17 protein-coding genes and 1 pseudogene are annotated in these 21,419 nt (G+C 75.2%); 10 read left to right on the top strand and 8 right to left on the bottom strand.

The features are described 5' to 3' along the window. The first annotated feature begins 148 nt into the window (after window positions 1–148). From SMD11_RS27945 to SMD11_RS27920, 6 genes are all read left to right on the top strand, one after another. Window positions 149–826: a response regulator transcription factor gene (locus tag SMD11_RS27945; protein WP_087929079.1), complete on the top strand. Its 678-nt coding sequence runs from the start codon at window positions 149–151 to the stop codon at window positions 824–826. A 2-nt stretch (window positions 827–828) separates the two neighbouring features. Next, window positions 829–2,199 (top strand): sensor histidine kinase, encoded by a 1,371-nt coding sequence (locus SMD11_RS27940; RefSeq protein WP_234366187.1) that lies wholly within the window; start codon window positions 829–831, stop codon window positions 2,197–2,199. Between the two features lie 263 nt (window positions 2,200–2,462). Further along, the gene (locus SMD11_RS27935; RefSeq protein WP_087930769.1) at window positions 2,463–3,764 is read left to right on the top strand and encodes an FtsW/RodA/SpoVE family cell cycle protein; all 1,302 of its coding nucleotides are present in this window, start codon (window positions 2,463–2,465) and stop codon (window positions 3,762–3,764) included. 159 nt (window positions 3,765–3,923) lie between these two features. Beyond that, window positions 3,924–5,114, top strand: coding sequence for a cytochrome P450 (locus SMD11_RS27930; RefSeq protein ID WP_087929078.1), 1,191 nt, complete (start codon window positions 3,924–3,926; stop codon window positions 5,112–5,114). A gap of 109 nt (window positions 5,115–5,223) precedes the next feature. Continuing rightward, window positions 5,224–6,891 (top strand): carboxylesterase/lipase family protein, encoded by a 1,668-nt coding sequence (locus tag SMD11_RS27925; protein ID WP_087929077.1) that lies wholly within the window; start codon window positions 5,224–5,226, stop codon window positions 6,889–6,891. Window positions 6,892–6,947: 56 nt separating this feature from the next. Then, entirely contained in the window at window positions 6,948–8,516 is a 1,569-nt protein-coding gene (locus tag SMD11_RS27920) for an ATP-dependent DNA ligase (RefSeq protein WP_087929076.1), read from the top strand. Window positions 8,517–8,539: 23 nt separating this feature from the next. Here SMD11_RS27920 and SMD11_RS27915 read toward each other — a convergent pair whose 3' ends face one another. The 4 genes and pseudogenes from SMD11_RS27915 to SMD11_RS27900 all read right to left on the bottom strand — a co-directional run bounded on the left by SMD11_RS27915 (window position 8,540) and on the right by SMD11_RS27900 (window position 12,297). Then, window positions 8,540–10,540, bottom strand: coding sequence for a glycoside hydrolase (locus SMD11_RS27915; protein WP_087929075.1), 2,001 nt, complete (start codon window positions 10,538–10,540; stop codon window positions 8,540–8,542). A 103-nt stretch (window positions 10,541–10,643) separates the two neighbouring features. Then, complete coding sequence (locus SMD11_RS36570; RefSeq protein ID WP_234366476.1) at window positions 10,644–11,165, bottom strand: glycosyltransferase; 522 nt, start codon at window positions 11,163–11,165, stop codon at window positions 10,644–10,646. Window positions 11,166–11,287: 122 nt separating this feature from the next. Beyond that, window positions 11,288–11,677 (bottom strand): annotated as a pseudogene (locus SMD11_RS36565) (glycosyltransferase); the annotation flags it as partial. Between the two features lie 206 nt (window positions 11,678–11,883). After that, window positions 11,884–12,297: an ankyrin repeat domain-containing protein gene (locus tag SMD11_RS27900; protein ID WP_087929072.1), complete on the bottom strand. Its 414-nt coding sequence runs from the start codon at window positions 12,295–12,297 to the stop codon at window positions 11,884–11,886. Window positions 12,298–12,712: 415 nt separating this feature from the next. Between SMD11_RS27900 and SMD11_RS27895 the strand changes: the two genes are divergently transcribed. Together SMD11_RS27895 and SMD11_RS27890 are read left to right on the top strand one after the other, a co-directional pair. Beyond that, window positions 12,713–12,907 (top strand): hypothetical protein, encoded by a 195-nt coding sequence (locus tag SMD11_RS27895; protein WP_087929071.1) that lies wholly within the window; start codon window positions 12,713–12,715, stop codon window positions 12,905–12,907. 52 nt (window positions 12,908–12,959) lie between these two features. Further along, complete coding sequence (locus SMD11_RS27890) at window positions 12,960–14,624, top strand: hypothetical protein (RefSeq protein ID WP_199843968.1); 1,665 nt, start codon at window positions 12,960–12,962, stop codon at window positions 14,622–14,624. Here SMD11_RS27890 and SMD11_RS27885 read toward each other — a convergent pair. Further along, on the bottom strand, window positions 14,612–16,120 hold the full coding sequence (locus SMD11_RS27885) for a PLP-dependent aminotransferase family protein (protein ID WP_087929070.1): 1,509 nt from the start codon (window positions 16,118–16,120) through the stop codon (window positions 14,612–14,614). The genes SMD11_RS27890 and SMD11_RS27885 overlap by 13 nt on opposite strands. A gap of 252 nt (window positions 16,121–16,372) precedes the next feature. On the opposite strand from SMD11_RS27885, the gene SMD11_RS27880 reads away from it, so the two are divergent. Beyond that, window positions 16,373–17,083, top strand: coding sequence for a YczE/YyaS/YitT family protein (locus tag SMD11_RS27880; RefSeq protein ID WP_234366186.1), 711 nt, complete (start codon window positions 16,373–16,375; stop codon window positions 17,081–17,083). Window positions 17,084–17,340: 257 nt separating this feature from the next. Then, window positions 17,341–17,715, top strand: coding sequence for an RNA polymerase-binding protein RbpA (locus tag SMD11_RS27875; protein WP_087929069.1), 375 nt, complete (start codon window positions 17,341–17,343; stop codon window positions 17,713–17,715). Between the two features lie 237 nt (window positions 17,716–17,952). Here the strand turns inward: SMD11_RS27875 and fxsA are convergent, their stop codons facing one another. The 3 genes from fxsA to lnt all read right to left on the bottom strand — a co-directional run bounded on the left by fxsA (window position 17,953) and on the right by lnt (window position 21,111). After that, the gene (gene fxsA, locus SMD11_RS27870) at window positions 17,953–18,528 is read right to left on the bottom strand and encodes an FxsA family membrane protein (RefSeq protein ID WP_087929068.1); all 576 of its coding nucleotides are present in this window, start codon (window positions 18,526–18,528) and stop codon (window positions 17,953–17,955) included. A 70-nt stretch (window positions 18,529–18,598) separates the two neighbouring features. Beyond that, window positions 18,599–19,360, bottom strand: a complete 762-nt coding sequence (locus tag SMD11_RS27865; protein ID WP_087929067.1) for a polyprenol monophosphomannose synthase — start codon at window positions 19,358–19,360, stop codon at window positions 18,599–18,601. Beyond that, complete coding sequence (gene lnt, locus SMD11_RS27860; protein WP_087929066.1) at window positions 19,357–21,111, bottom strand: apolipoprotein N-acyltransferase; 1,755 nt, start codon at window positions 21,109–21,111, stop codon at window positions 19,357–19,359. The genes SMD11_RS27865 and lnt overlap by 4 nt, the downstream gene beginning before the upstream one ends. Between the last annotated feature and the right edge of the window lie 308 nt (window positions 21,112–21,419).

Below are 21,419 nucleotides of genomic sequence, written 5' to 3'. Positions count from 1 at the left end.
CGCGGCCTTCGTCCTCAGGTCAACTCGGGGCGATGTCGGGCGGTTACGGCCATTCCACCGTGTGTGCGAGGCGGCACGCCCGGTACGGGGCGGTGTGGGCCGTCGGGGCGTGAGAGGTCCGGCACGTGAGGTATGTGACGCTTGGGGCGTGCGCATACTGATTGTCGAGGACGAGCCGGGGCTCGCCGACTCGCTCCGCCGGGGTCTGGCCGCCGAGGGACACTGGGCCGAGGCCGTCCACGACGGCCACCGCGGCCTGGAGGCGGCGCTGACCGGCGCGTACGACGTGATCGTGCTGGACGTGATGCTGCCGGGGCTGAGCGGCCACGAGATCTGCCGGCGGCTGCGCCGCCTGGACCCGTGGACGCCGGTGCTGATGCTGACCGCCAAGGACGGCGAGTACGACGAGGCGGAGGGGCTCGACGCGGGCGCGGACGACTATCTGTCCAAGCCGTTCTCGTTCGTGGTGCTGACCGCGCGGCTGCGGGCGCTGGGCCGCCGCCGGAGCCCCGGGGGCGCGCGTCCGCTCGTTGCCGGCGATCTGGTCCTGGACCCGGCGGCGCGGGTGTGCCGGCGGGGCGGGCGGGAGATCGAGCTGACCGCGCGGGAGCTCTCGGTGCTGCGGTACCTGATGGAGAACGCGGGCCGGGCGGTGGCCAAGCGGGACATCCTCGACGAGGTCTGGGACTCCCCCGCCGACACGGACCCGAACATCGTCGAGGTCTATGTCTCCTCACTGCGCCGGAAGATCGACGTCCCCTTCGGCCGCCGGGCCCTCGTGACCGTCCACGGCACGGGCTACCGCGTCGCGCCGGACGGCGGCTGACGGTGGCCGGCCCGCTGCGGCTGCCCCGTTCGGTCCGCGGCCGGAGCGCCGCCGCGGCCGCGCTCGCGATGGCCCTGGTCCTCGGGGTCGGCGGTACCTGGCTGTACAGCGTGCTGCGCGCCAATCTGCTGGACAACGCCCACGGGCGCACCGAGCTGGCGGCCCGCGAGGTGGCGGCGCGGGCGGACGCCGGACCGCTGCCGGAGCTGCTGCCCGCGCCCCGGGACGGCGTCGACGTCGTCCTCGTCCTCGGCGCGCGCGGCGAGGTGGTCGCCACCACGCGCCCGTCGGCCGGGCCGCTCGCCCGGGAGTTCGCCGGGCTGCGCCCGGCGCCCGGCGGCGACACGGCCTCGGCGCTGGCCCGGTACGCGGGCCAGCGGGGCGACCTGGTCGTGGTGCGCTCCTCGGCGCCCGGCGGGGGCGGGGAGCGCTACGTCTACGCGCTGACCGTCCTCAACGACGTGGACGACGCGACGCACGCCGTGGCCCTGGGCATGCTGGCCGCGGCGCCCCCGCTGGTCGCCCTGGCCGCCGCCATCGCCTGGGCGGTGACGGGTCTGGCGCTGCGCCCGGTGACCACGATCCGTACGGAGCTGGCCGCCGTGACCGCGAGCGAGCTGGACCGGCGGGTGCCGGAGCCCGCGGGCGGTGACGAGGTGGCGCTGCTGGCGCGCACGGTCAACGGGACGCTGGACCGGCTGGAGCAGGCCGTGGGGCGGCAGCGGCAGTTCGTCGCCGACGCCTCGCACGAGCTGCGCAACCCCGTGGCGGCGGTCCGCTCGCAGCTGGAGGTCGCGCTGGCGGCGCCCCGCGGCCCGGCGCCGGAGGCGGTGCGGGCCGCGCTGGAGGACACCGTGCGGTTGCAGCGGGTCGCCGCCGACCTGCTGCTCCTGGCCCGGCTGGACGCGCGGGTGCCGACCACGCCCGGGGAGCCGGTGGACCTGGCGCTGCTGGCCGCCGAGGAGGCCGCGCGGCGGCCCGGCGCCCGGGTGCCGGTGACGGTCGAGGCGGACGCGCCGGTGCCGCTGCGGGGCCGGGCGGGCCAGCTGGAGCGGCTGGCGGCCAACCTCGTCGACAACGCGGTGCGGCACGCCGCGTCCCGGGTGACCGTGCGCGCGTACGCCCGGGACGGGTCCGCCGTACTGGAGGTGGCCGACGACGGGCCGGGGATCCCGGCGGACGAGCGGGAGCGGGTCTTCGAGCGGTTCGTCCGGCTGGACGCCGCGCGGGACCGGGAGCGCGGCGGCAGCGGGCTGGGGCTCGCCATCGCCCGGGAGATCGCGCACGCGCACGGCGGGACGCTGACCGCGTCGGCGGCGCCCGGCGGGGGCGCGCTCCTGGTGGCGCGGCTGCCGGCCGGCCCGGCGGGCTGACGCGGCGTCCGGCCTCTCGCTTCCCCTGTCCGCCGCTTGCCTGCCCGCTTCCCCTGCCCGCCGCTTCGTCGTCCACCACGTCCGGAACACCCCATTCCTGAAGATCCCTTCAGGAAGTTCAGGTTTTCTTCAGCCGGGGTTGCCCAACATTGACCGGTGTGACCGTGGATTCCGTGCAACTCGAAGGCAGTGACCGGAGCGCGGCGAGCACGGGGCGCCCCCTGGCCTCCCGGCGGCGCGGCCGGGAGGCGCTGCTGCTCGGCATGGCCGTCCTGATCAGCTGTTTCGGCTACGCGTACACCGGGCTGTCCGTGGAAGGCCGCTTCCCGGCCGGTTTCGCCGGGTTCGCGGCGGCTATGACGTGCCTGGCGCTGGTCCCGCACCTCGCGGTCCGCCGCTACGCCCCCTACGCCGATCCGCTGATCCTCCCGCTGGCCGTCCTGCTGTCCGGGCTCGGCCTGGTGCTGCTGTTCCGGCTGGACTCCGCGTACGCCCAGCGCTTCAAGGGTGCCGAGACCACCGCGCCCAGCCAGCTGCTGTGGACGGTGATCGGGGTGGGCGTGTGCGTCGGCGTGCTCGTCGTGCTGCGCGACCACCGGCGGCTCCAGCGCTGCATCTACGTGCTGATGGCGGTGGCGCTGGTGCTGCTGATGGCGCCGGCCTTCTTCCCCGGCGACACCTACGGCGCCAAGCGGTGGATCTTCGTGGGACCGCTGTCCTTCCAGCCCGGCGAGTTCGTCAAGACCATGATCGCCGTGTTCTTCGCGGGCTACCTGGTCACCCACCGGGACGCGCTGGCCCTGACCGGGCGCAAGGTGTTCGGCGTCCGGCTGCCGCCGGGCCGGCAGCTGGGGCCCCTCCTCGGGGTGTGGGTGCTGAGCCTGCTGGTGCTGGTCCTGGAGCGGGACCTGGGCACCTCGCTGATCTTCTTCGGGCTGTTCGTGGTGATGCTTTACACGGCCACCGAGCGCACCAGCTGGGTGCTGGTCGGCGTGGTGATGGCCGCCGCCGGGGCGACCGTGGTGGGTTCCGTCGAGCCGCACGTCAAGGGCCGGATCGCCGCCTGGCTGCACCCGTTCGCGGTCTATCTGCCCAAGGACCGGCAGCCCCCGGGCACCGGCTCCGAGCAGCTCGCCAACGCCCTCTTCGGCTTCGGCAGCGGCGGCGTCACGGGCACCGGCCTGGGCCAGGGCCACCCCGAGCTGATCGGGTTCGCGGGCCGCAGCGACTTCATCCTCACCACCGTCGGGGAGGAGATGGGGCTGGCGGGCACGATGGTCGTACTGCTCCTCTACGGGCTGCTGGTGCAGCGCGGGATGAGCGCGGCGCTGCACTCGCGCGACCCCTTCGGGAAGCTGCTGGCCGTCGGGCTCTCGGCGGCGCTGGCGCTCCAGGTGTTCGTGGTGGGCGGCGGCGTCATGGGGCTCATCCCGCTGACCGGCAAGGCCCTGCCCTTCCTGGCCAAGGGCGGCTCGTCCCTGGTCGCCAACTGGCTGCTGGTGGCGGTGCTGGTCAGGATCAGCGACAGCGCGGGACGGGCCCGGGAGGCGGAGGCGGACGCGTAGTCCCCGATTCCGGAAAGTCCGTGGCCTCTCCACCCAAGTGCGCCTACGGTGAGTGCGCGGACGCTCACACCGGCGTCAAGGGGTGTGAGGGACGCGGAGGGAGCTACAACGCAGAAGGACGAAGAGGGACGTAGGAGAACGTAAAAGGAAGGGGCACGGATGACCACCACCCATGTCGAACCCGCCGCCTACCCGTTCAACGAGCCCACCGGGCTGGCCCTGTCCGAGCTGTACGAGCGGGCGCGCGACGCCGAAGGCCTGCTGCGCGTCCGGATGGCGTACGGCGAGCCCGCCTGGCTCGTCACGCGCTACGCCGACGCCCGCCTCGTCCTCGGCGACCGGCGTTTCAGCCGCGCCGCGGAGGCCGACCACGACGCCCCGCGCCAGTCCCCCGGCCGTCGTGAGGGCGGTCTGCTGAGCATGGACCCGCCCGACCACGCCCGGCTGCGGACGCTGGCGACCAAGGCGTTCACCGTGCACCGGGTCGAGCGGCTGCGGCCGGGCATCCGGTCGCTGGCCGAGGGGCTGCTGGACGAGCTGCTGGCGGCGGGGCCGCCGGCGGACCTGGTGGAGGACTTCGCGCTGCCGGTGCCGGTCGCCGTGATCTGCCGGCTGCTCGGCGTGCCGGCCGCGGACCAGCACCTCTTCCGGGAGTGGAGCGATGCCTCGCTGTCGACGAGCTCCATGACCACGGAGGAGTTCACGGCCAATCAGGACGAGCTGCGCGCCTATATGGCGACGCTCGTCGAGGAGCACCGGCGGCGCCCGGCGGAGGACCTGATGACCGCGCTGATCGAGGCGCGCGACGTCGACGACCGGCTCTCCGAGAAGGAGCTGGTCGATCTGTGCGTCGGCATCCTCGTCGCCGGGCACGAGACGACCGCGACCCAGATCCCCAACTTCCTCTGCACGCTGCTGGACCACCCGGACCAGCTCGACCGGCTGCGCGCCGACCCGGGTCTGATCGCCGGCGCGGTCGAGGAGCTGCTGCGCTTCGTGCCGTTCGGCGCGGGCGCGGCCTTCCCGCGCTACGCGACGGAGGACGTCGAGGTCGGCGGCACGCTGGTGCGGGCGGGCGAACCCGTCCTGGTGGCCGTCGGCGCCGCCAACCGCGACGCGCTGCGGTTCGACGCGCCGGACCGCCTGGACGTCACGCGGGAGGGCAATCAGCACCTGGGGTTCGGGCACGGCGTGCACCACTGCCTGGGCGCCCAGCTGGCCCGGGTGGAGCTCCAGGAGGCCCTGCGGGCGCTCGTGCGGAAGATGCCCGGGCTCCGGCCCTCCGGCGACATCGTCTGGAAGACGCAGATGCTGGTCCGCGGGCCGCGGTCGATGCCGGTGACCTGGTGACACCGGATCCGTACGGACGTTCAGCGAACAGGTGACCACAAGGGGTCCGGGGTACGTACCCGGTCGCTCGGGCCCACCCGTGGGCCCCCGGCCGCCGAAGGACGTCATCATGCCGGAACCCCGTCCCCCACGACGCCGGGGCGGCGCGCTGTGCGCGCTGGCCCTCGCGCTGTCCGCCCTCCTCACCGCCACCGTCGCCGCGCCGGCGGCGGGCGCCCCCGCGCACGGCCGGCCGGCCGTGCGCGGGCCGGGTGAGGACAGACCGGTCGTCACCACCGACCACGGGCCGGTGCGCGGCCGGTCCCACGGCGCGTACGACACCTTCGAGGGGATCCCCTTCGCCGCGCCGCCGACCGGCCAGCTGCGCTGGCGCGACCCGCGGCCGGCGCCGCCCTGGCGCGAGGTGCGCGACGCGGGCGCGCCCGGCCCGCAGTGTCTCCAGTTCCCGGCGCTCGGGTCCGGTCCGGCGACCGGCTCGGAGGACTGCCTCACCCTGAACGTGACCGCGCCGTCCGCGCCGTCCGGCCGGGCGAAGGGCCGGGGCCGGCCGGTCATGGTGTGGCTGCACGGCGGCGGCTTCATGTTCGGCGCGGGCTCCCCGTACCGGGCCGAGCGGCTCGCCGTCCAGGGCGACACCGTGGTCGTCACGCTCAACTACCGGCTCGGCGTCCTCGGCTTCTTCGGCCACCCGGAGCTGCGCGGCGCGACCAACTTCGGAATCGCCGACCAGCGGGCGGCGCTGCGCTGGGTGAAGGCCAACGCGGCCCGCTTCGGCGGCGACCCCGGCCGGGTGACGCTGTTCGGCGAGTCCGCGGGCGCGCTGAGCACCTGCGCGCACCTCACCTCGCCGGAGTCCGCCGGCCTCTTCCACCGGGCGGTGCTCCAGAGCGGGTCCTGCATGACCGGGTTCCCGCGCGGCGCCATCCTCCCCTCGATGCCCCGCTACGAGCCGTTCGTGCCCCGGAGCCGGACGGAGGCGTCGGGCACGGCGGCGGCCGCCACGCTCGGCTGCGGGCGGCCGGGCGGGACGCTCGGCTGTCTGCGCCGGCTGGGCACCGACAAGCTGGTGACGCCCGAGCTGATGCAGACGTTCTCCCTCGTCTCCTACGGTGGCGGCGGACTGCCCCTGCGCCCCGACCGGGCCCTGGAGAAGGGGCGTTTCCCCCGCGTCCCGGTGGTGCAGGGCACCACGAGGGACGAGATGCGGCTCTTCCTCGCCCTGACGCAGTCGACGAGCCCGATCCGTGACGCGCGCGAGTACCGGGCCCGGATCGCCTACTCCTTCGGCACGTCGGCCGCGGCCGTCGAGGCGCGGTACCCGCTCGCGTCGTACCCCTCGCCGGGGCTGGCCTGGGCCGCCCTGCTGTCCGACGCCTCGTTCACCTGCGGCGCGCTGCGGGCGGACCGCGCACTGGCCGCGCGCGTGCCCACGTACGCCTATCTGTTCGCCGACGCGGACGCGCCGCGGCTGCCGGACCTGCCGGCGGTGGAGGGCTATCCCTACGGGGCGGCGCACGGCTTCGAGCTGCCGTACCTGTTCCCGATGGACACGGTGCCGGGGTTCTCCCCGGAGCAGCGCGCGCTGGCGGACCGCATGACCGGCTACTGGACCCGGTTCGCGGCCACCGGTGACCCGAACTCCCCGGGCGCGCCCGGCTGGCCCCGGTTCGGCGGCGGGGCGAGCGTGCTGTCGCTGGCGCCGGGCGCGGGCGGCATCAAGCCGGTGGACGCGGGTGCCGCGCACCACTGCGCGCTGTGGGACCGGCTGGCCCGCTGAGCGCGGGCGGCCCCGCCCGGTCTGCGCGCCGGGCGGGGCCGTAGCACGATGAGGTCATGCTGCTGGCCGAGGTCGCCCGTGTGTCCGACGAGGTCGCCGCGACGCGTTCGCGGTCGGAGAAGACCGGCCTGCTGGCCGGTCTCTTCCGGGCGGCCGGTCCCGAGGAGGCGCCGCTCGCCCTCACCTATCTGGCCGGACGGCTGCCGCAGGGCCGGGTGGGCGTCGGCTGGAGCGTGCTGCGCGAGGCCCCGGAGCCCGCCGCCACGCCGACACTGACCGTCCGCGAGGTGGACCGGGCGCTGGACGCCATCGCCGCCGTGGCCGGCAAGGGCGCGCAGACGGAGCGCAAGCGGCGGGTGGCCGCGCTGCTGGGCGCGGCCACCGCGGCGGAGCAGCGGTTCCTGCGGGCGCTGCTCGGCGGGGAGCTGCGGCAGGGCGCGCTGGACGCCCTGGCCGTCGAGGGGCTCGCGCGGGCGTCGGGCGCGGATCCCGCCGCCGTGCGGCGGGCGGTGATGCTCAGCGGGTCGCCGGGGGCCGTGGCGCGGGAGCTGCTGGCGCGCGGCCCGGCGGCGCTGGCGGCCTTCCGGCTGGAGGTGGGGCGGCCGGTGCTGCCGATGCTGGCGCACACCGCCGCGGACGTCGAGGAGGCCCTCGACCGGCTCGGACCCTGCGCGGTGGAGGAGAAGCTCGACGGCATCCGGGTGCAGGTGCACCGGCACGGCGACGTGGTGCGGATCTGGACCCGCACCCTGGAGGAGATCACCGAGCGGCTGCCCGAGCTCGCCCGGGTGGCGCGGGAGCTGCCGGTGACGTCCGCGGTGCTGGACGGCGAGGTGATCGCGCTGGACGGGGCGGGCAGGCCCCGCCCGTTCCAGGAGACGGCGGGCCGGGTCGGTTCCCGGCGGGACGTGGCGGCGGCGGCCGTGACGGTGCCGCTGTCGCCGGTCTTCTTCGACCTGCTGGCGGTGGACGGCCGCGACCTCCTGGAGCTGCCGGTCACGGAGCGGCACGCGGAGCTGGCGCGCGCGGTGCCGGAACCGCTGCGCGTACGGCGGCTGGTGGTGGCCGACGCGGCGGACGCGGGCGCCCGCGCGGCGGCCCGGGGGTTCGCGGAGGAGGTGCTGCGGCGCGGCCACGAGGGCGTGGTGGTGAAGGCGCTGGACTCGCCGTACAGCGCGGGCCGGCGGGGCGCGTCCTGGCTGAAGGTGAAGCCGGTGCACACCCTGGACCTGGTGGTGCTGGCGGCGGAGTGGGGACACGGGCGGCGGACCGGGAAGCTGTCCAACCTGCACCTGGGGGCGCGGTGCGAGGACGGCTCGTTCGCGATGCTCGGCAAGACGTTCAAGGGGCTGACGGACGCGCTGCTGGAGTGGCAGACCGCGCGGCTGCGGGAGCTGGCGGTCGAGGACGACGGGTTCGTGGTGCGGGTGCGGCCGGAGCTGGTCGTGGAGATCGCCTACGACGGGGTGCAGCGGTCCTCCCGGTACCCGGCGGGGGTCACGCTGCGGTTCGCGCGCGTGCTGCGGTACCGGGAGGACAAGGCGGCGGCGGAGGCGGACACGGTGGCCGCGGTGGAGGCCGCACTGGCCGCGCGGTCCGCACCGCCGCCGGACGGGCCGGGCTGAGCCCGCCCGGCCGGCGGAGGGCGTCAGCCGTCGGTGTTCACGGTGTCGGGGCAGAGGCGGCGCGGTGCCTCGTCCCCGCGGAGCGTGGCGTCGACGCAGCCGGCCGGCAGCCCGTCGTGGGTGGTGGTGCCGAAGTTCGCGGTCACCGTCAGGGTGCCGTCGCCGAACACGGTCCGCTGGACGGTGCGGTCGGCGTTCAGGGTGCGGAAGCCGGTCATCGGCTCGGTGCCCGCGGCCTCGTGCAGGGGCTTGAAGTACTTCTGGAGCGCGGCGAGCTCGCCGCCCCGCCGGTCGAGGGAGTCGCCGTCGAGGACGAAGTTGAGCGGGGTGTTGTAGAGCATCGCCAGCAGGGCGCGGGTGGTCTTCTGGCGGGGCAGCTTGTCGTAGGACAGTTCCCAGCGCTCGGTGTTGACGACGGAGTCGTGCAGCGCGGTCTCGTAGAGCGGGACGCGGTACGCGGGGTCGTACATCGCCTTGGCCACGGCCTCGGGGAGCTCGGCGGGCTTGAAGAAGACGCCGGGGGCCTTGGCGGGGGCGTAGCCGCCCCACTTGTCCTTGTCCTTCTGGGCCTTCCACAGGCCGTCGGCGACCGGGGTACCGGAGCCGTGGTCGAAGGCGAGCACCTGGTTGGACCAGGCGCCCGCGGACTCGGAGCCGACCACGAGGTGCCGGGCGTTCAGGCGCTGCATGCGGGCGAGCCGGTTGGCGCGGTCGCGGGCCTTGTCCATGGGGTGGGCGGTGCTGTGGTCGCGGAAGAGCTCGCCGGCGGCGTCGACGTCGAGGAAGTAGCTGTCGGCGCCGTTGGCGGTCATCTTCCGGGTGCGGTCGGCGAGGTAGTGGCGGGTCGGTTCGGCCTTCTCGAACGCCTCGGAGCTGAGGTAGCAGCCGCGGTCGTGGAAGCCGGGTTCGGGCTTGCCGTCGGCGCCCTGGACGCAGAAGTCGGGGTAGACGGTGCCGGGCCAGACGGAGGTGGGGGCGTCGGAGGTCTTCGGGTCCTGCCCGTTGGCGAAGGAGTCGTACGGGCCGACGAGGTAGCCGGCCTTCTTGGCGGCGGTGACGGCGGCGGCGTCCATGGGCTTGTCGTCGGCGTCGTAGCCGAGCCACATGCGGTCCACGCCGAGCGCGCGCAGCTTGCGGACGCCGTCGGCGGTGCGGGCGTCGCCCCACAGGTAGGCGTGGAAGGCGCCGAGCAGCTTCTTGGTGGCCGGGGTGGCCTCGGCCTTGCGGCGGAGGCTGCCGAGCTCTCCGTTCTCCTTGAGCCAGGCGCGGTAGTCGACGGCGGGGGCGACGGGTGAGCCGTCGGTGAGGCCGAGGGCGACGGTGTACTCCGTGGTGCCCTCGGCGCGGGAGAAGTGGTGGGTGGCGGTGGTGCGCAGCCGTCCGCCGTCGGAGGTCAGCCGCAGCGAGGTGCCGATGTCGGTGGGCACGAGGTAGCTCGCGCCGGTGCCGCCGCCGAGGGTGTATCCCCACAGCGGCATGGACAGGGCGGACTCCATGGGCAGGTCGGCGTCGGTGAGCTGGGCGTCGGCGGAGTTCCAGAAGGGGTCGGCGACGGGCAGGGAGAGCCCTTCGCCGCGCGGGAGCTGCACGGCGGACGCGGCGCGGTCGGTGCCGGTGACGGGCCAGGCCAGGGTGCGGTCGGCGGCGCCGGTCGCCTTGACGGAGACCAGCAGGCGGCCGTGGTCGGCGCGGGCGGTGACGGTCAGCCCCCCGGCCGGGTACGACCAGCGGGCACCGTCCCGGGTGGTGGTCACCGGCCCGGGGGTGCCGGGCGCCCCGGCGGCGGGGGCGGACAGCTCCACCACGGTCCCGGAACCGGTGCGGGCGGTCACGCGCAGGGTCGCGGTGTCGACGGTGGCGGTGCCGCCGCGGACCGGGATGTCCACCAGGTGGCCGTGCACGCGGGCGGTCTGCGCGGGGCGGGGCGCGGCGTGGGCGGACGTGGTGAGGGTGACGCACGGGATGGTGACCGCGAGCGCCACGGCGGCGGCCCGGACGGTGCGGCGGGAAGTGAAGGAGTCCATGGGGAGTTGATAGCGGGCTGTTCTAAGAAGAACTTAATAGCCGGCGGGTACGGGCCTCACGGGCCGGCGCGTACAAGGCACTTGGGCGCCCGGCCGGCTCACGTCACGACGGGCGGCCGACCCCGGCGAGGACCCGGTCGGCGCGGACCCGCCAGGTGTGATGCTCCATCACATGACGGTGCGCCGCCGCCCCGAGGGCGGCGCGGGCCGCCGGGTCCGCCGCCAGCCGCCCGACGGCGTCGGCCCAGGCGGCGACGTCGTCGGGCGGCCGGAGCAGGCAGTCGACGCCGTCGGCCAGCACCTCCCGGAGCGCGGGCAGGTCGGAGGCGACGATGGCCTTGCCGTGCGCCATGTACGCGAAGAGGGTCACGGGCGAGGCGGCCCCGGTCGCGTCTCCGGCCGGTGGCTGGTACGGCGCGAGGGCGATGTCGAAGGCCCGGTGGTAGGGGTCCGGCCGGGAGGGCGGCCGGTGGTCGTGGAAGTGGACGTTGGCGCCGTGCGCCCGGTGTTCCCGGGGCGCGCGGTCCTGTCCGGTGCCGCCGACGAGGTGGAAGTCGAGGCGGGGAGGCGGGCGGCGAGCCCGAGGACGACGTCGGTGCCCCGGCCCGGGAGGCGGCCGACGCAGCCGGCCTTGAGGGCGCCGGGCCGGCCCGGCAGCGCGGCCACCGGGCCGGCGGGCGGCGGGTCGGCGCAGTCGGGGACGGTGACCAGCTCCGCCGCCGAGCGGGCGAGTTCCGGGAAGGCCCGGCGGTAGTCGTCGGCGAGGGCTTCGGTGGCGAGGACGACGCGGGTGAGGCCCGGGGCGCGGAACAGCAGCCGCTCGGCGGCCCGTACGGCGCGGCTCCGCCGCAGCGCGTGGGTCTCGTAGACCACGGGCGCCGTACCGGAGGCGGCGAGCAGGGCGTACGGGTCACGCCCGTAGAGCAGGTCGGGTGCGCCCCCGCGCGGGAGCTCCTCCCGTATGCGCCAGGCGCGCAGCAGGGGCCCGAGCGCCCCGGCCGAGGGCATCGGGACGGCGCGGACGGCGAAGCGGTTGCGGGTGCCGTGGTAGGCGTGGACGTCGGCGCGCGCCGCGCCCCGGAGGGCGTAGAGGGTGACCTCGTGCCCGGCGTCGGCGAAGGCGTCGCACATGCGCATGACGTGTACCTCGTCGGCGCGGACCGACGGGACGCCGCCGTGGTGCAGGTAGGCGATCCGCATGGGGGGACCTCCCTGTCGGGGTGCCGGTGGCGGACGTTCCATTCGCCCAGGGGAGCGCCCCCGGGCGAAAGACGGCGAACGAGCCACCGGCGCCGCCCTTCCCGTCCCGGGTTCCGGCCGCGGGAAGGGCGGGCCGCGAGGGGTCACTCGCCCCGGAAGAGCTCCAGGAGGTCCTGGCGGCCGAAGACCCCGGCGGCCTCGACCGCCGAGGGGCTGCCGGCCGCCGGGTCGGCGCCGTGCGCGAGCAGGGTGCGGACGATCTCGTCCTCGCCCTTGAAGACGGCGCCGGCCAGCGGCGTCTGGCCCCGGTCGTTGGGGCGGTTGGCGTCGGCACCGCGCTGGAGCAGGGACAGGACGGCGTCGAGGTGGCCGTGGTAGGCGGCCAGCATGATGAGCGAATCGCCCCTGTCGTTGGTGAGGTTCACCGGGACGCCCGCGTCCACGTAGGCGGCGAGGGTGTCGGTGTCGCCGTGTCGCGCCAGGTCGAAGACCTTGGCCGCGAGCTGGAGCACCTCGGGGTCGTGTGCGGGCTCGGTCTCGGGGGTCTGCTCGGTCATGGTCTGCGGTCCTCCGGGTTCAGCGCCTGGCTGCGGTCGTCACGTGAGTGCTGCCCTACCCTACGTACGCCCGGCCACACGGGGATCATGGGCACCACGGGTGCGCGTCGCCCGCCCGGCCGGGGCACGGGCCCGGGGCCGCGGGGGCCGGACGCGGCCGTCCGGGTGAATCCCGGGCCCGCCCGCCGGGGCGTGTCGGGGCCGGGGGCGCGGCCGGCGGTGATCACCACGGAGCGCGTTTCGCGCCGTGTTCCCGGGCTTCGCCCGCCCCTCCCCCCGGCGCCCACGCCGTCGGCGATCAAGCAAGGCGGGACAGGGATCAACCTAAGTCCGCTTTTGCCGAATTAGTACTTTCTGTGAGGCTTGAGGAACTCGCGGTGACCGTCCCGACCACCCCGACCCCCAGGAGAACGTCATGATCCTGTCCATCTCCGGCGTCATGCTGTTCGGTGTCGTCGCCTTCCTGTTCTTCCGCAAGGACGGTCTGAAGGCCTCCCACGGCATCGTGTGCGCCCTCTTCGGCTTCTACCTCTCGACCACGGCCATCGCCCCCAGCATCAAGGCGGGCAGCGCGAGCCTCGCGGGCCTCCTGGGCGGCCTCAAGTTCTGACCGCCGCCCCGGACACCGCCACCGCCCTCCGCACCGACACCAGGAGACCGACGTGGGCCGGCGAGCTCTCCCCAGCGGCCTGACCGGCGGCACCTCCCTCGCGCGCGGGCGGGAGTTCGCCCGCACGGCGGCCGACAGCACGGCGGACATGCTCCACCCGCTGCTCACCATCGGCCGCGGGCTGCACGCCCTCGGCACCGGCGGGCTGCGGCGCTGGGCCCGGACGCCCAGGGACCGGCGCGGTCCCACACTGCTGCTGGTGGCCTCGTGCGTGGTCATCGTGGCCCTGGTGCCCTACGGGCCGACGCTGTCCGCGGTCGTCCTGATGGCGGCGGCCGCCTGGGCCGGCCGCGAGCGCGGACCCGCGGCCACGGCGGACGCCGTCGACGAGGAGAGCTGCCACGCGCGCCTCCAGACGGTCTACGAATCCCTGGTGCCGTACCTCACCGCGGCGGAGGATCCGGATCCGCTCTACGCCCACGGGGGCGGCTGGCAGCGGGCGTTCACGGAGTACGAGTTCGACCACCTCGGCCGGCTGGTCTCCCTCCAGCTGCGCTACCCCGCCTACTTCACCGACGGCGAGCCCGAATCCCGGGCCAAGGTGGAGCAGTTGCTCCGGCTCAAGGCGGGGCGCGGGCGGGAGTACCGCTTCGACTGGGAGGAAGAGGACAACCACCTCACGCTGAGCGCGCTGTCCCCGCTGCCGACCGACATCCGCGCGCAGCGGTTCGTGACCGTGCCCGGCGAGGCCGTGCTCGGCTTCACCGACCCGAACTCCGTCCAGCGCACCCTGCCGGTGACCGACGACACCGGGACCCGGGACGTCCCGCCCGTCGTCTGGCGCACCGGGCAGCGCTCCACGGAGCCGCACCTGCTGGCCCTCGGCCGGCCCGCCGCCGGCACCACGACCCTGCTGCGCTCGGTGGCCCTCCAGGCCCTGCACCACGGGGACGTGCTGATCGTCGACGGCAGCGGCACGGGCGAGTTCTCCTGCCTGCTCGGCCGGGAGGGCGTGCTGGCCGTGGAGACCGCGCCGGCCGGCGCCCTGGCCGCCCTGGAGTGGGCCTGCCACGAGACCGAGCGGCGGATCCTCACCGCCCACCACGCCCGGCAGCAGGGCCGCCCGGTCCCGGAGGACGTCCGGCGACCGCTGTGGATCCTCGTCGACCGGCCCACCTCGCTCAGCCACCTGGCCGCCGGCGAGGGCCGGCCCGACCCCCAGGAACTGCTCCAGGTGCCGCTGCGCCACGGGAGGGTCGCGAACGTCACGGTCGCCGTCGCCGAACACCTCGACAACGCCGCCCTGATCATCGAGCCGGTCCTCGCCCACACCCGGGCCCGGGTGGTGCTGGGCGCGGTCACGCCCGGGCAGGTGCGCACCGCGCTCGGCGCGCCGCCGCCCACCACGCCGCCCCCGGACGTGCCGCCGGGCCGCGGCTACGCCCGGCTGGGCTCGGGCCCCGTCCTGCGCGTCCAGGTGCCGGCGACCCCGGACCCGTACGCCCAGGACACGGCCGAGCACGAGCGCCGGGCGGTCCTGGACCTGCTGCCGGAGCCGTGCGTCCCGGTGCCGTACGCCACGGAGCCGCAGGCACCGCCCACCGAAGCCGGGTACCCGGAAGACGCGCACGCGACGGACGGACACCTCATGGACGGACATCCGGACGGGGAGCGTCCAGGCGGTACGGGCGGTCCCGTGCGGCTTCAGGCCACGTAGGTGCGCGGCGCCTCGACGGCGGCGGTCGCACCGCTCGCCACCAGGTGGGCGGCCTCGGCCAGCCGGCTCGCGGCCTGTTCCGCCACCGCCCCGGAGACCGTGAACGGCAGCCGGACGTAGCCCTCGAAGGCCCCGTCCACCCCGAACCTCGGCCCGGACGGCACCCGCACGCCGAGCCGCTCCCCCGCCTCGGCGATCCGCGACCCCGACAGGCCGCCGGTGCGCACCCACAGGGTCAGGCCGCCGTGCGGCACGGTGAACTCCCAGTCGGGCAGGTGGCGCCGGACCGCGCCGACGACCGCGGCCCGGTTCTCCCGCGACGTGGCACGCCTTATGTCGACGGCCGCGTCCCAGCCGTCGGTGGTCAGCAGCCAGGTCACGGCGAGCTGCTCCACGACGGGCGTGCCCAGGTCGGCGTAGGCGCGGGCGGCGACGAGGCTGCGGATGATGTCGGGCGCGGCCCGCACCCAGCCGATCCGCAGCCCCGCCCAGAACGACTTGCTGGCCGAGCCGACCGTGACGACGGCGTTGCCCGCCGGGTCGAAGGCGCAGACCGGGCGGGGCATGTCGATGTCGTCGTCGAGCAGGAGGTCGGTCATCGTCTCGTCGGCGATGAGCACGGTGCCCGCCGCGCGGGCCGCCTCGACCAGGTCCCGGCGCTGTTCCTCGGTGGCCAGCGCGCCGGTCGGGTTGTGGAAGTCGGCGATCACATAGGCCATGCGGGGCGCGGCGTCGCGCAGCACCTGGCGCCAGGCGGGCAGGTCCCAGCCGGTGAGCCGGTCGCCCATCGCGACGGGCACCAGCCGGGTGCCCGCCTCGCGCATGAGCTGGAGGACGTTGGCGTACGAGGGGGACTCGACGGCGACCCGCTCGCCGCGCCCGGCCATCAGCCGGCAGACGGCGGCGACGCCGCCCATGGCGCCGGTGGTGACCATGATCTGCTCGGGCATCGTCGGGATGCCCCGGGCGGTGTAGCGGTCGGCGAGGGCCTGGCGCAGGGCGGGCAGGCCGGCCGGGTAGTCGCCGTGGGTGTGGGCGTAGGGCGGCAGCTCTTCGAGGGCGCCCTGGAAGGCGCGGGTCAGCCAGGGCTCGGGGGCGGGCAGGGCCGCGCACCCGAGGTCGATGACGGAGCCGACGGCCTCCGGGGGCAGCGGGTCGAGGCCGCGGGTGGGCAGCGGGTTCCCGGCGGGCACCGAGGTCCAGCTGCCGGAGCCGCGCCGGGACTCCAGGAAGCCCTCGCCGCGCAGCGCCTCGTAGGCCGCGGCGACGGTGGTGCGGCTGACGGCCAGGGCGGCGGCGAGCTCGCGCTCGGCGGGCAGCCGCGCCGCGACGGGGACGCGGCCCTCCAGGACGAGCACCCGGATGCCGTCCGCGAGGGAGCGGTAGGCGGGTGACCTGCGGCCGCCGAACGGGGTGACGACGCCGTGCCCGCCGCCCTGGGAACCGAGGAGGCGTGCGAGCTTCTGCGCCCCCACCGAAGAAGTCCACTGAGTCATGCTTCCGGTCCACCTTCCCGGGATTGGCCATGGATCATTACCCGATCCAGTCCACAGACTGTCATGGAGCAGGCCACTTGCACCACTGGCCTGCTCCATGACGTTCGCCCGTGCCACTCGTCATGGAGCAGGCCGGTCGCACGTCCGTGCCGTTCGCGGCCCCCTGGGGGCGGCGGGCGGCACTCCTTTGCCCCATCCGTCACGACCGGACCGCCCGCGCGGCCGGCACGCACGACCAGCAAGGAGATTCCGTTGACCACATCAGGGGGACCGGGCCTGGCCCGGCGGCTGCTTCAGCTCTACGTCGGACTGGGGCTGTACGGGGTGAGCGCGGCGCTCCAGCTGCGGGCGGGGCTCGGGCTGGCGCCGTGGGACGTCCTGAACCAGGGTGTGGCGCGCCACACCGGGCTGTCGATCGGCACCGCCTCCATCGTCATCGGCGCGGCGGTGCTGCTGCTGTGGATCCCGCTGCGGCAGCGGCCGGGGCTGGGCACGGTCTCCAACGTGCTGGTGATCGGCCTGGCCATGGACGCGACCCTGGCCCTGGTGCCCGCGCCGGGCTCGCTGTGGGCGCGGATCCCCCTGCTGGCCTTCGCGGTCGCGCTGTGCGCGGTGGCGACGGGGCTCTACATCTCGGCGCGGTTCGGCCCGGGGCCGCGCGACGGCCTGATGACCGGCCTGCACCGGCGGACGGGGCGCTCGGTGCGGCTGGTCCGGACGTGCATCGAGGTGGCGGTGCTGGCGACCGGGTTCGCCCTCGGCGGCACGGTGGGCGCCGGCACGGTGCTGTACGCGCTGGCCATCGGCCCGCTGTCGCAGTTCTTCCTGCGCGCCTTCGCGCCGCCGGAGCCCTCGGCCGCGCCCGCCGCGGCGCCCTCGGCGACCCCCGCGGCGGCTCCCTCGGGGACCGCCGGCGGCACGCCCCCGGCGGTCACGGCGCGCGAAGTACCGGACCTGGTTTAGGCACCCGGGTGGCGGGCCGGTAGTGTACGCCTTCGACCCACCGGATGGACCGTTACTGCGCGCTAAACGGACAGAAACGCAGGGTGACATCCGTTGCCAGATGTGACAAAACGGGCGCTGGTGGGTACAACAAGGGGCGGCACGACGGGCGACGCATGTCCCTGAAACGGGAATCTTCACCGCCGACCGGACGTTGACCGGATGACGACGACAGCGACACCTGTCCTGTGGGCGACCAAGCCCGGGAGGCACGATTCATGAGTGAGCGAGCTCTCCGCGGCACGCGACTTGTGGTTACCAGCTACGAGACCGACCGCGGCATCGATCTGGCCCCGCGCCAGGCGGTGGAGTACGCATGCCCGAACGGGCATCGATTTGAGATGCCGTTCTCGGTAGAGGCGGAGATTCCGCCGGAGTGGGAGTGCAAGGCGTGCGGCGCCGTCGCACTCCTGGTGGACGGCGATGGTCCTGAGGAGAAGAAGGGCAAGCCCGCGCGTACGCACTGGGACATGCTCATGGAGCGGCGTACCCGCGAGGAGCTGGAGGAGGTGCTGGCCGAGCGGCTGGCCGTCCTGCGCTCCGGTGCCATGAACATCGCTGTGCATCCGCGGGACAACCGCAAGTCCGCCTGAGAGCGGCACTGAGAAGCACGATCAAGGGCCCGGGGCCGCTGCGCTGAGCAGTGGCCCCGGGCCCTTTGTGCTTGCTTCGGGATCTCGTGCGGCCACGGGTGCGCCCGCTCGGCCGGATCCGGACGGAAGGCTTCGCGGCGGGAAGGAGCCCCACCGGCGCCGCATGCCCTGTATGCCCCTTCCGCGCCCCGCGGGCCCCCGCCGGGCCCCGAACCTCCCCGACCCGCCCGGACGGCCTCAGCGGGGCAGCTGGGGCCCGTCCTGACGCGGCGCCGGCGGCTGGTCGTCCCGGATGACCTCGCCCGGGACGACCTTGCCGTCCGGCCGGCTCATCCGCGCCTGCTGGAAGGCGTCCCCGAGGGTGCCGGGAGCGGCCGGACGGCCCAGGCGCCGCTCCAGGCCCTTGCGCAGCAGCGCGCGGGTCGGCGGGAAGAGGCAGAGCAGACCGGCGGCGTCGGAGAGCAGGCCCGGCAGGATGATCAGCAGACCGCCGAGCATCGTCAGGCCGTTGCCCCCGCTCCCCGGCGCGGACTCGGTCACGGCGCCGCCGGGCTGGAGCGAGACGGTCAGCCGCTTCCAGGCGCGCCGGCCGGCCCGCTTGATCACATAGGACCCGGCGACCACGCCGCCGACCAGCAGGGCGAGGACGGTCAGTCCGCCCGCCGCGTCGGCGACCAGGGTCAGCAGCCAGATCTCCAGCACGGCCCAGACCGCCACGCCCAGCGGGACGAGCTTGCGGGCCCGTCCGCCGCGCCGGGGCGGCCGGCCGTCCGTGGGCTGGGGCGAGGGCTGCTGGGGTACTCCGAACGTCATGCCTCAAGTGTGCCTGGACCACGGCGCGACCCGGGTCCGGCACTTATGGGCCGCTTACGGCCCCTGGTGGCTACTTGTTGCCGAGGACCTTGCCGACCCGCGAGCCGACGCCCCAGGACGTGACCCGCCACAGCGCCTCCGCGACGATGTCCCGGCTCATCTTGCTGTCGCCCAGCTCCCGCTCGACGAAGGTGATGGGCACCTCCACCACGTGGAAGCCGGCCTTGACCGCGCGCCAGGCGAGGTCGACCTGGAAGCAGTAGCCCTGCGAGGCGACCTCCTCCATGCCCAGGCCCTCCAGGGTCTCCCGGCGGAACGCCCGGAAACCGCCGGTGACATCACGGATCGGCACGTCCAGGAGCAGCCGGGAGTAGGTCGAGCCGCCCCGGGAGAGGATCTCGCGGGACTTCGGCCAGTTCACCACCCGGCCGCCGGGCACCCAGCGGGAGCCCAGCACCAGGTCCGCGCCCTTGAGGGCGGTGAGCAGCCGCGGCAGCTCCTCGGGCTGGTGGGAACCGTCGGCGTCCATCTCCACGAGGACGCCGTAGTCGTTGTCGAGGCCCCAGCGGAAGCCCGCCAGATAGGCGGCGCCGAGCCCCTCCTTGCCCTTACGGTGCAGCACCTTCACGTGGTCGTCGTCGCCCGCCAGCTCGTCGGCCAGCTTGCCGGTACCGTCGGGGCTGTTGTCGTCCGCGACGAGGACGTGCGCCTCCGGTACCGCCGACCGCACCCGGGCGACGATGGACTTGATGTTCTCCGCCTCGTTGTAGGTCGGAATGATCACCAAGGTCCTGCCGAGCGGACCGTATCTCCGCTGACCACCGTCGTTCACTGCTGCCCCTTCTTCTTCGGCTCGTCCCTACGTGCCCGACGGCCGGTCAGAGACGCGGCCGCGCAGGACAGAAGGCCCACCATAGCGAGCGCCCATTCGGGTCCCGCACCCACGCGGTCGGCGACGGTGGTCCCGTCCCGCAGCGGGACGCGCGCCTCGATGACGTCCCGGGTGAATTCCTCGCTCCGCCGGAGCACCTCGCCGTCGGGCGCGACCACCGCGCTGATGCCGCTGGTGGCCACCGTGACGACCGACCGGCCGTGCTCGACGGCCCGCAGCCGGGACATCGCGAGCTGCTGCTCGGGCTGGCCGGTGCGGCCGTACGTGGCGTTGTTCGTCTGGACGACCAGGGCGCGCGCGCCGGCCTTCACGGTGTCGCGGACGATCTCGTCGTAGGCCACCTCGAAGCAGATCACGTCGCCGAGCCGGGCCGGGCCGACCTGGAGCACCCCGGTGTGGTCGCCGGGGTAGAAGTCGCGCTGGACGCGCTGGAGGCGGGTGACGACCTTGCTGAGCTGGTCCCGGAAGGGCACGTACTCGCCGAAGGGCACCGGGTGCTGCTTGGTGTACGAGGCGCCGGGTCCCGTCCGCGGGTCCCAGACGATGCCGTTGTTGTCGACGTAGCCGCTCTTGCCGGGGTGGTCGACGAGGGCGCCGACCAGGACCGGCACGCCGACCGCCTTGACGGCCTCCTCGATGCGGGCGTACGCCTGCCCGTACCGGAAGGGGTCCAGGTCGGAGGAGTTCTCCGGCCAGATCACCAGGTCGGGCTTGCGGGCGCGGCCCTCCTTGATGTCCTTGGCCAGCGCGAGGGTGGCGTCGACGTGGTTGTCGAGGATCATCATCGGGCGGCCCAGGAAGTCCATCCCCGGGTTCTGGACGTTGCCCTGGACCAGCGCGACGTCGACCGTGTCGTCCGCCGCGGTGGGGACGGGCACGGCGTAGCCGGCGAGCACCACGGCGGCGGCCAGCGCGAGGGCCTCCACGCCGGGCAGCGCCGCCCGGACGACGCCGGGGCCGCGGCCGGCGGCGCCGGAGGACCCGGGTTCGCCGGAGGCATCGGGGACGTCGGGGGCGTCGGGGGCGTCGGGGGTCCCGGAGGCCCCGGCGGCGCGCGCCTTCGTCAGCGCGGCCACCGCGAAGGCCAGCAGCCCGCCCGCGAGGGCGACGGCGAAGGTGACCAGCGGGGCGCCGCCGAGGGCGGCGAGCGGGGTGAAGGGCGAGGCGGTGTTGGCGAAGGCCAGCCGGCCCCAGGGGAAGCCGCCGAACGGCAGCCGGTCCCGGGCCAGCTCCTCGGCCACCCACAGGCACGCGCCCCACAGCGGCCACGCGGGCAGCCGGGAGACGAGTGCCAGGCCCGCGCCGAGCACGGCGAGGAACAGCGCCTCGATCGCGGAGAGACCGACCACGGCGTCGTAGCCGACCACCCGCAGCCAGCGCAGCAGGACGAAGAAGAACGGCAGCCCGAGCGCGAAGCCCGTCCAGGCCCCCTGCCGGAGGGTGCGCCCGCGCGTGAGCAGGGCCAGGGCCGCGACGGCGGCGAACGACAGCGGCCACAGGTCGTACGGCGGGAAGGACAGCGCGAGCGCGAGGCCCGCGAGCACCGCGAGCCCGGTGCGGGGCGCCTCCCGGCGTACGAGCCGGCCGAGCCGGGCGGTACGGGAGGGGCGCGGTGGCCGCGGGGCGTCGGGCGCGGCCTCGCCGACGGGCGCGGACGTGTCGTCGGCGGTGGTTTCGGGACCCGGGGGCACGGTCGCGCCTTCCTGAAGCTGAGCGGTGATGAGCCGACCGTACAACGCTCCGGGGACCCCCCGGAGGCTGGGCTCGGGTAACGGCGCCCCCGCGCGCGAGGCGGCGAATGGGGGCCCGGCGTCCTTCGGGCCGACCTGGGACCCGCTGGCTGCGGGTCGACCTAGAGCCGTTGTCTACTGAACGTCCGGGCCCCACCCGGGTCGCACCTGCCGGCCTGGCGGAACCTTCCCTCGCCCCCGTGCGCTGGACCTGGCTGCCAGTGGCTGCGCGCCTCTCCGGCGCACCGCCCCATGGCCCAGCGGCGTTC

The organism is Streptomyces albireticuli (assembly GCF_002192455.1).
GTDB lineage: Bacteria > Actinomycetota > Actinomycetes > Streptomycetales > Streptomycetaceae > Streptomyces > Streptomyces albireticuli_B.
Note: the sequence above shows the minus strand (reverse complement) of the source record. Positions and strands in the feature narration are given on the sequence as shown.

Excerpts from the sequence above, each read along its gene's own strand:
- SMD11_RS27935 (WP_087930769.1), top strand. The coding sequence starts at position 2,463 with ATGGCCGTCCTGATCAGCTGTTTCGGCTACGCGTACACCGGGCTGTCC.
- SMD11_RS27930 (WP_087929078.1), top strand. The coding sequence starts at position 3,924 with ATGACCACCACCCATGTCGAACCCGCCGCCTACCCGTTCAACGAGCCC.
- SMD11_RS27925 (WP_087929077.1), top strand. The coding sequence starts at position 5,224 with ATGCCGGAACCCCGTCCCCCACGACGCCGGGGCGGCGCGCTGTGCGCG.
- SMD11_RS27920 (WP_087929076.1), top strand. The coding sequence starts at position 6,948 with ATGCTGCTGGCCGAGGTCGCCCGTGTGTCCGACGAGGTCGCCGCGACG.
- SMD11_RS27915 (WP_087929075.1), bottom strand. The coding sequence starts at position 10,540 with ATGGACTCCTTCACTTCCCGCCGCACCGTCCGGGCCGCCGCCGTGGCG.
- SMD11_RS27900 (WP_087929072.1), bottom strand. The coding sequence starts at position 12,297 with ATGACCGAGCAGACCCCCGAGACCGAGCCCGCACACGACCCCGAGGTG.
- SMD11_RS27895 (WP_087929071.1), top strand. The coding sequence starts at position 12,713 with ATGATCCTGTCCATCTCCGGCGTCATGCTGTTCGGTGTCGTCGCCTTC.
- SMD11_RS27885 (WP_087929070.1), bottom strand. The coding sequence starts at position 16,120 with ATGACTCAGTGGACTTCTTCGGTGGGGGCGCAGAAGCTCGCACGCCTC.
- SMD11_RS27875 (WP_087929069.1), top strand. The coding sequence starts at position 17,341 with ATGAGTGAGCGAGCTCTCCGCGGCACGCGACTTGTGGTTACCAGCTAC.
- fxsA (WP_087929068.1), bottom strand. The coding sequence starts at position 18,528 with ATGACGTTCGGAGTACCCCAGCAGCCCTCGCCCCAGCCCACGGACGGC.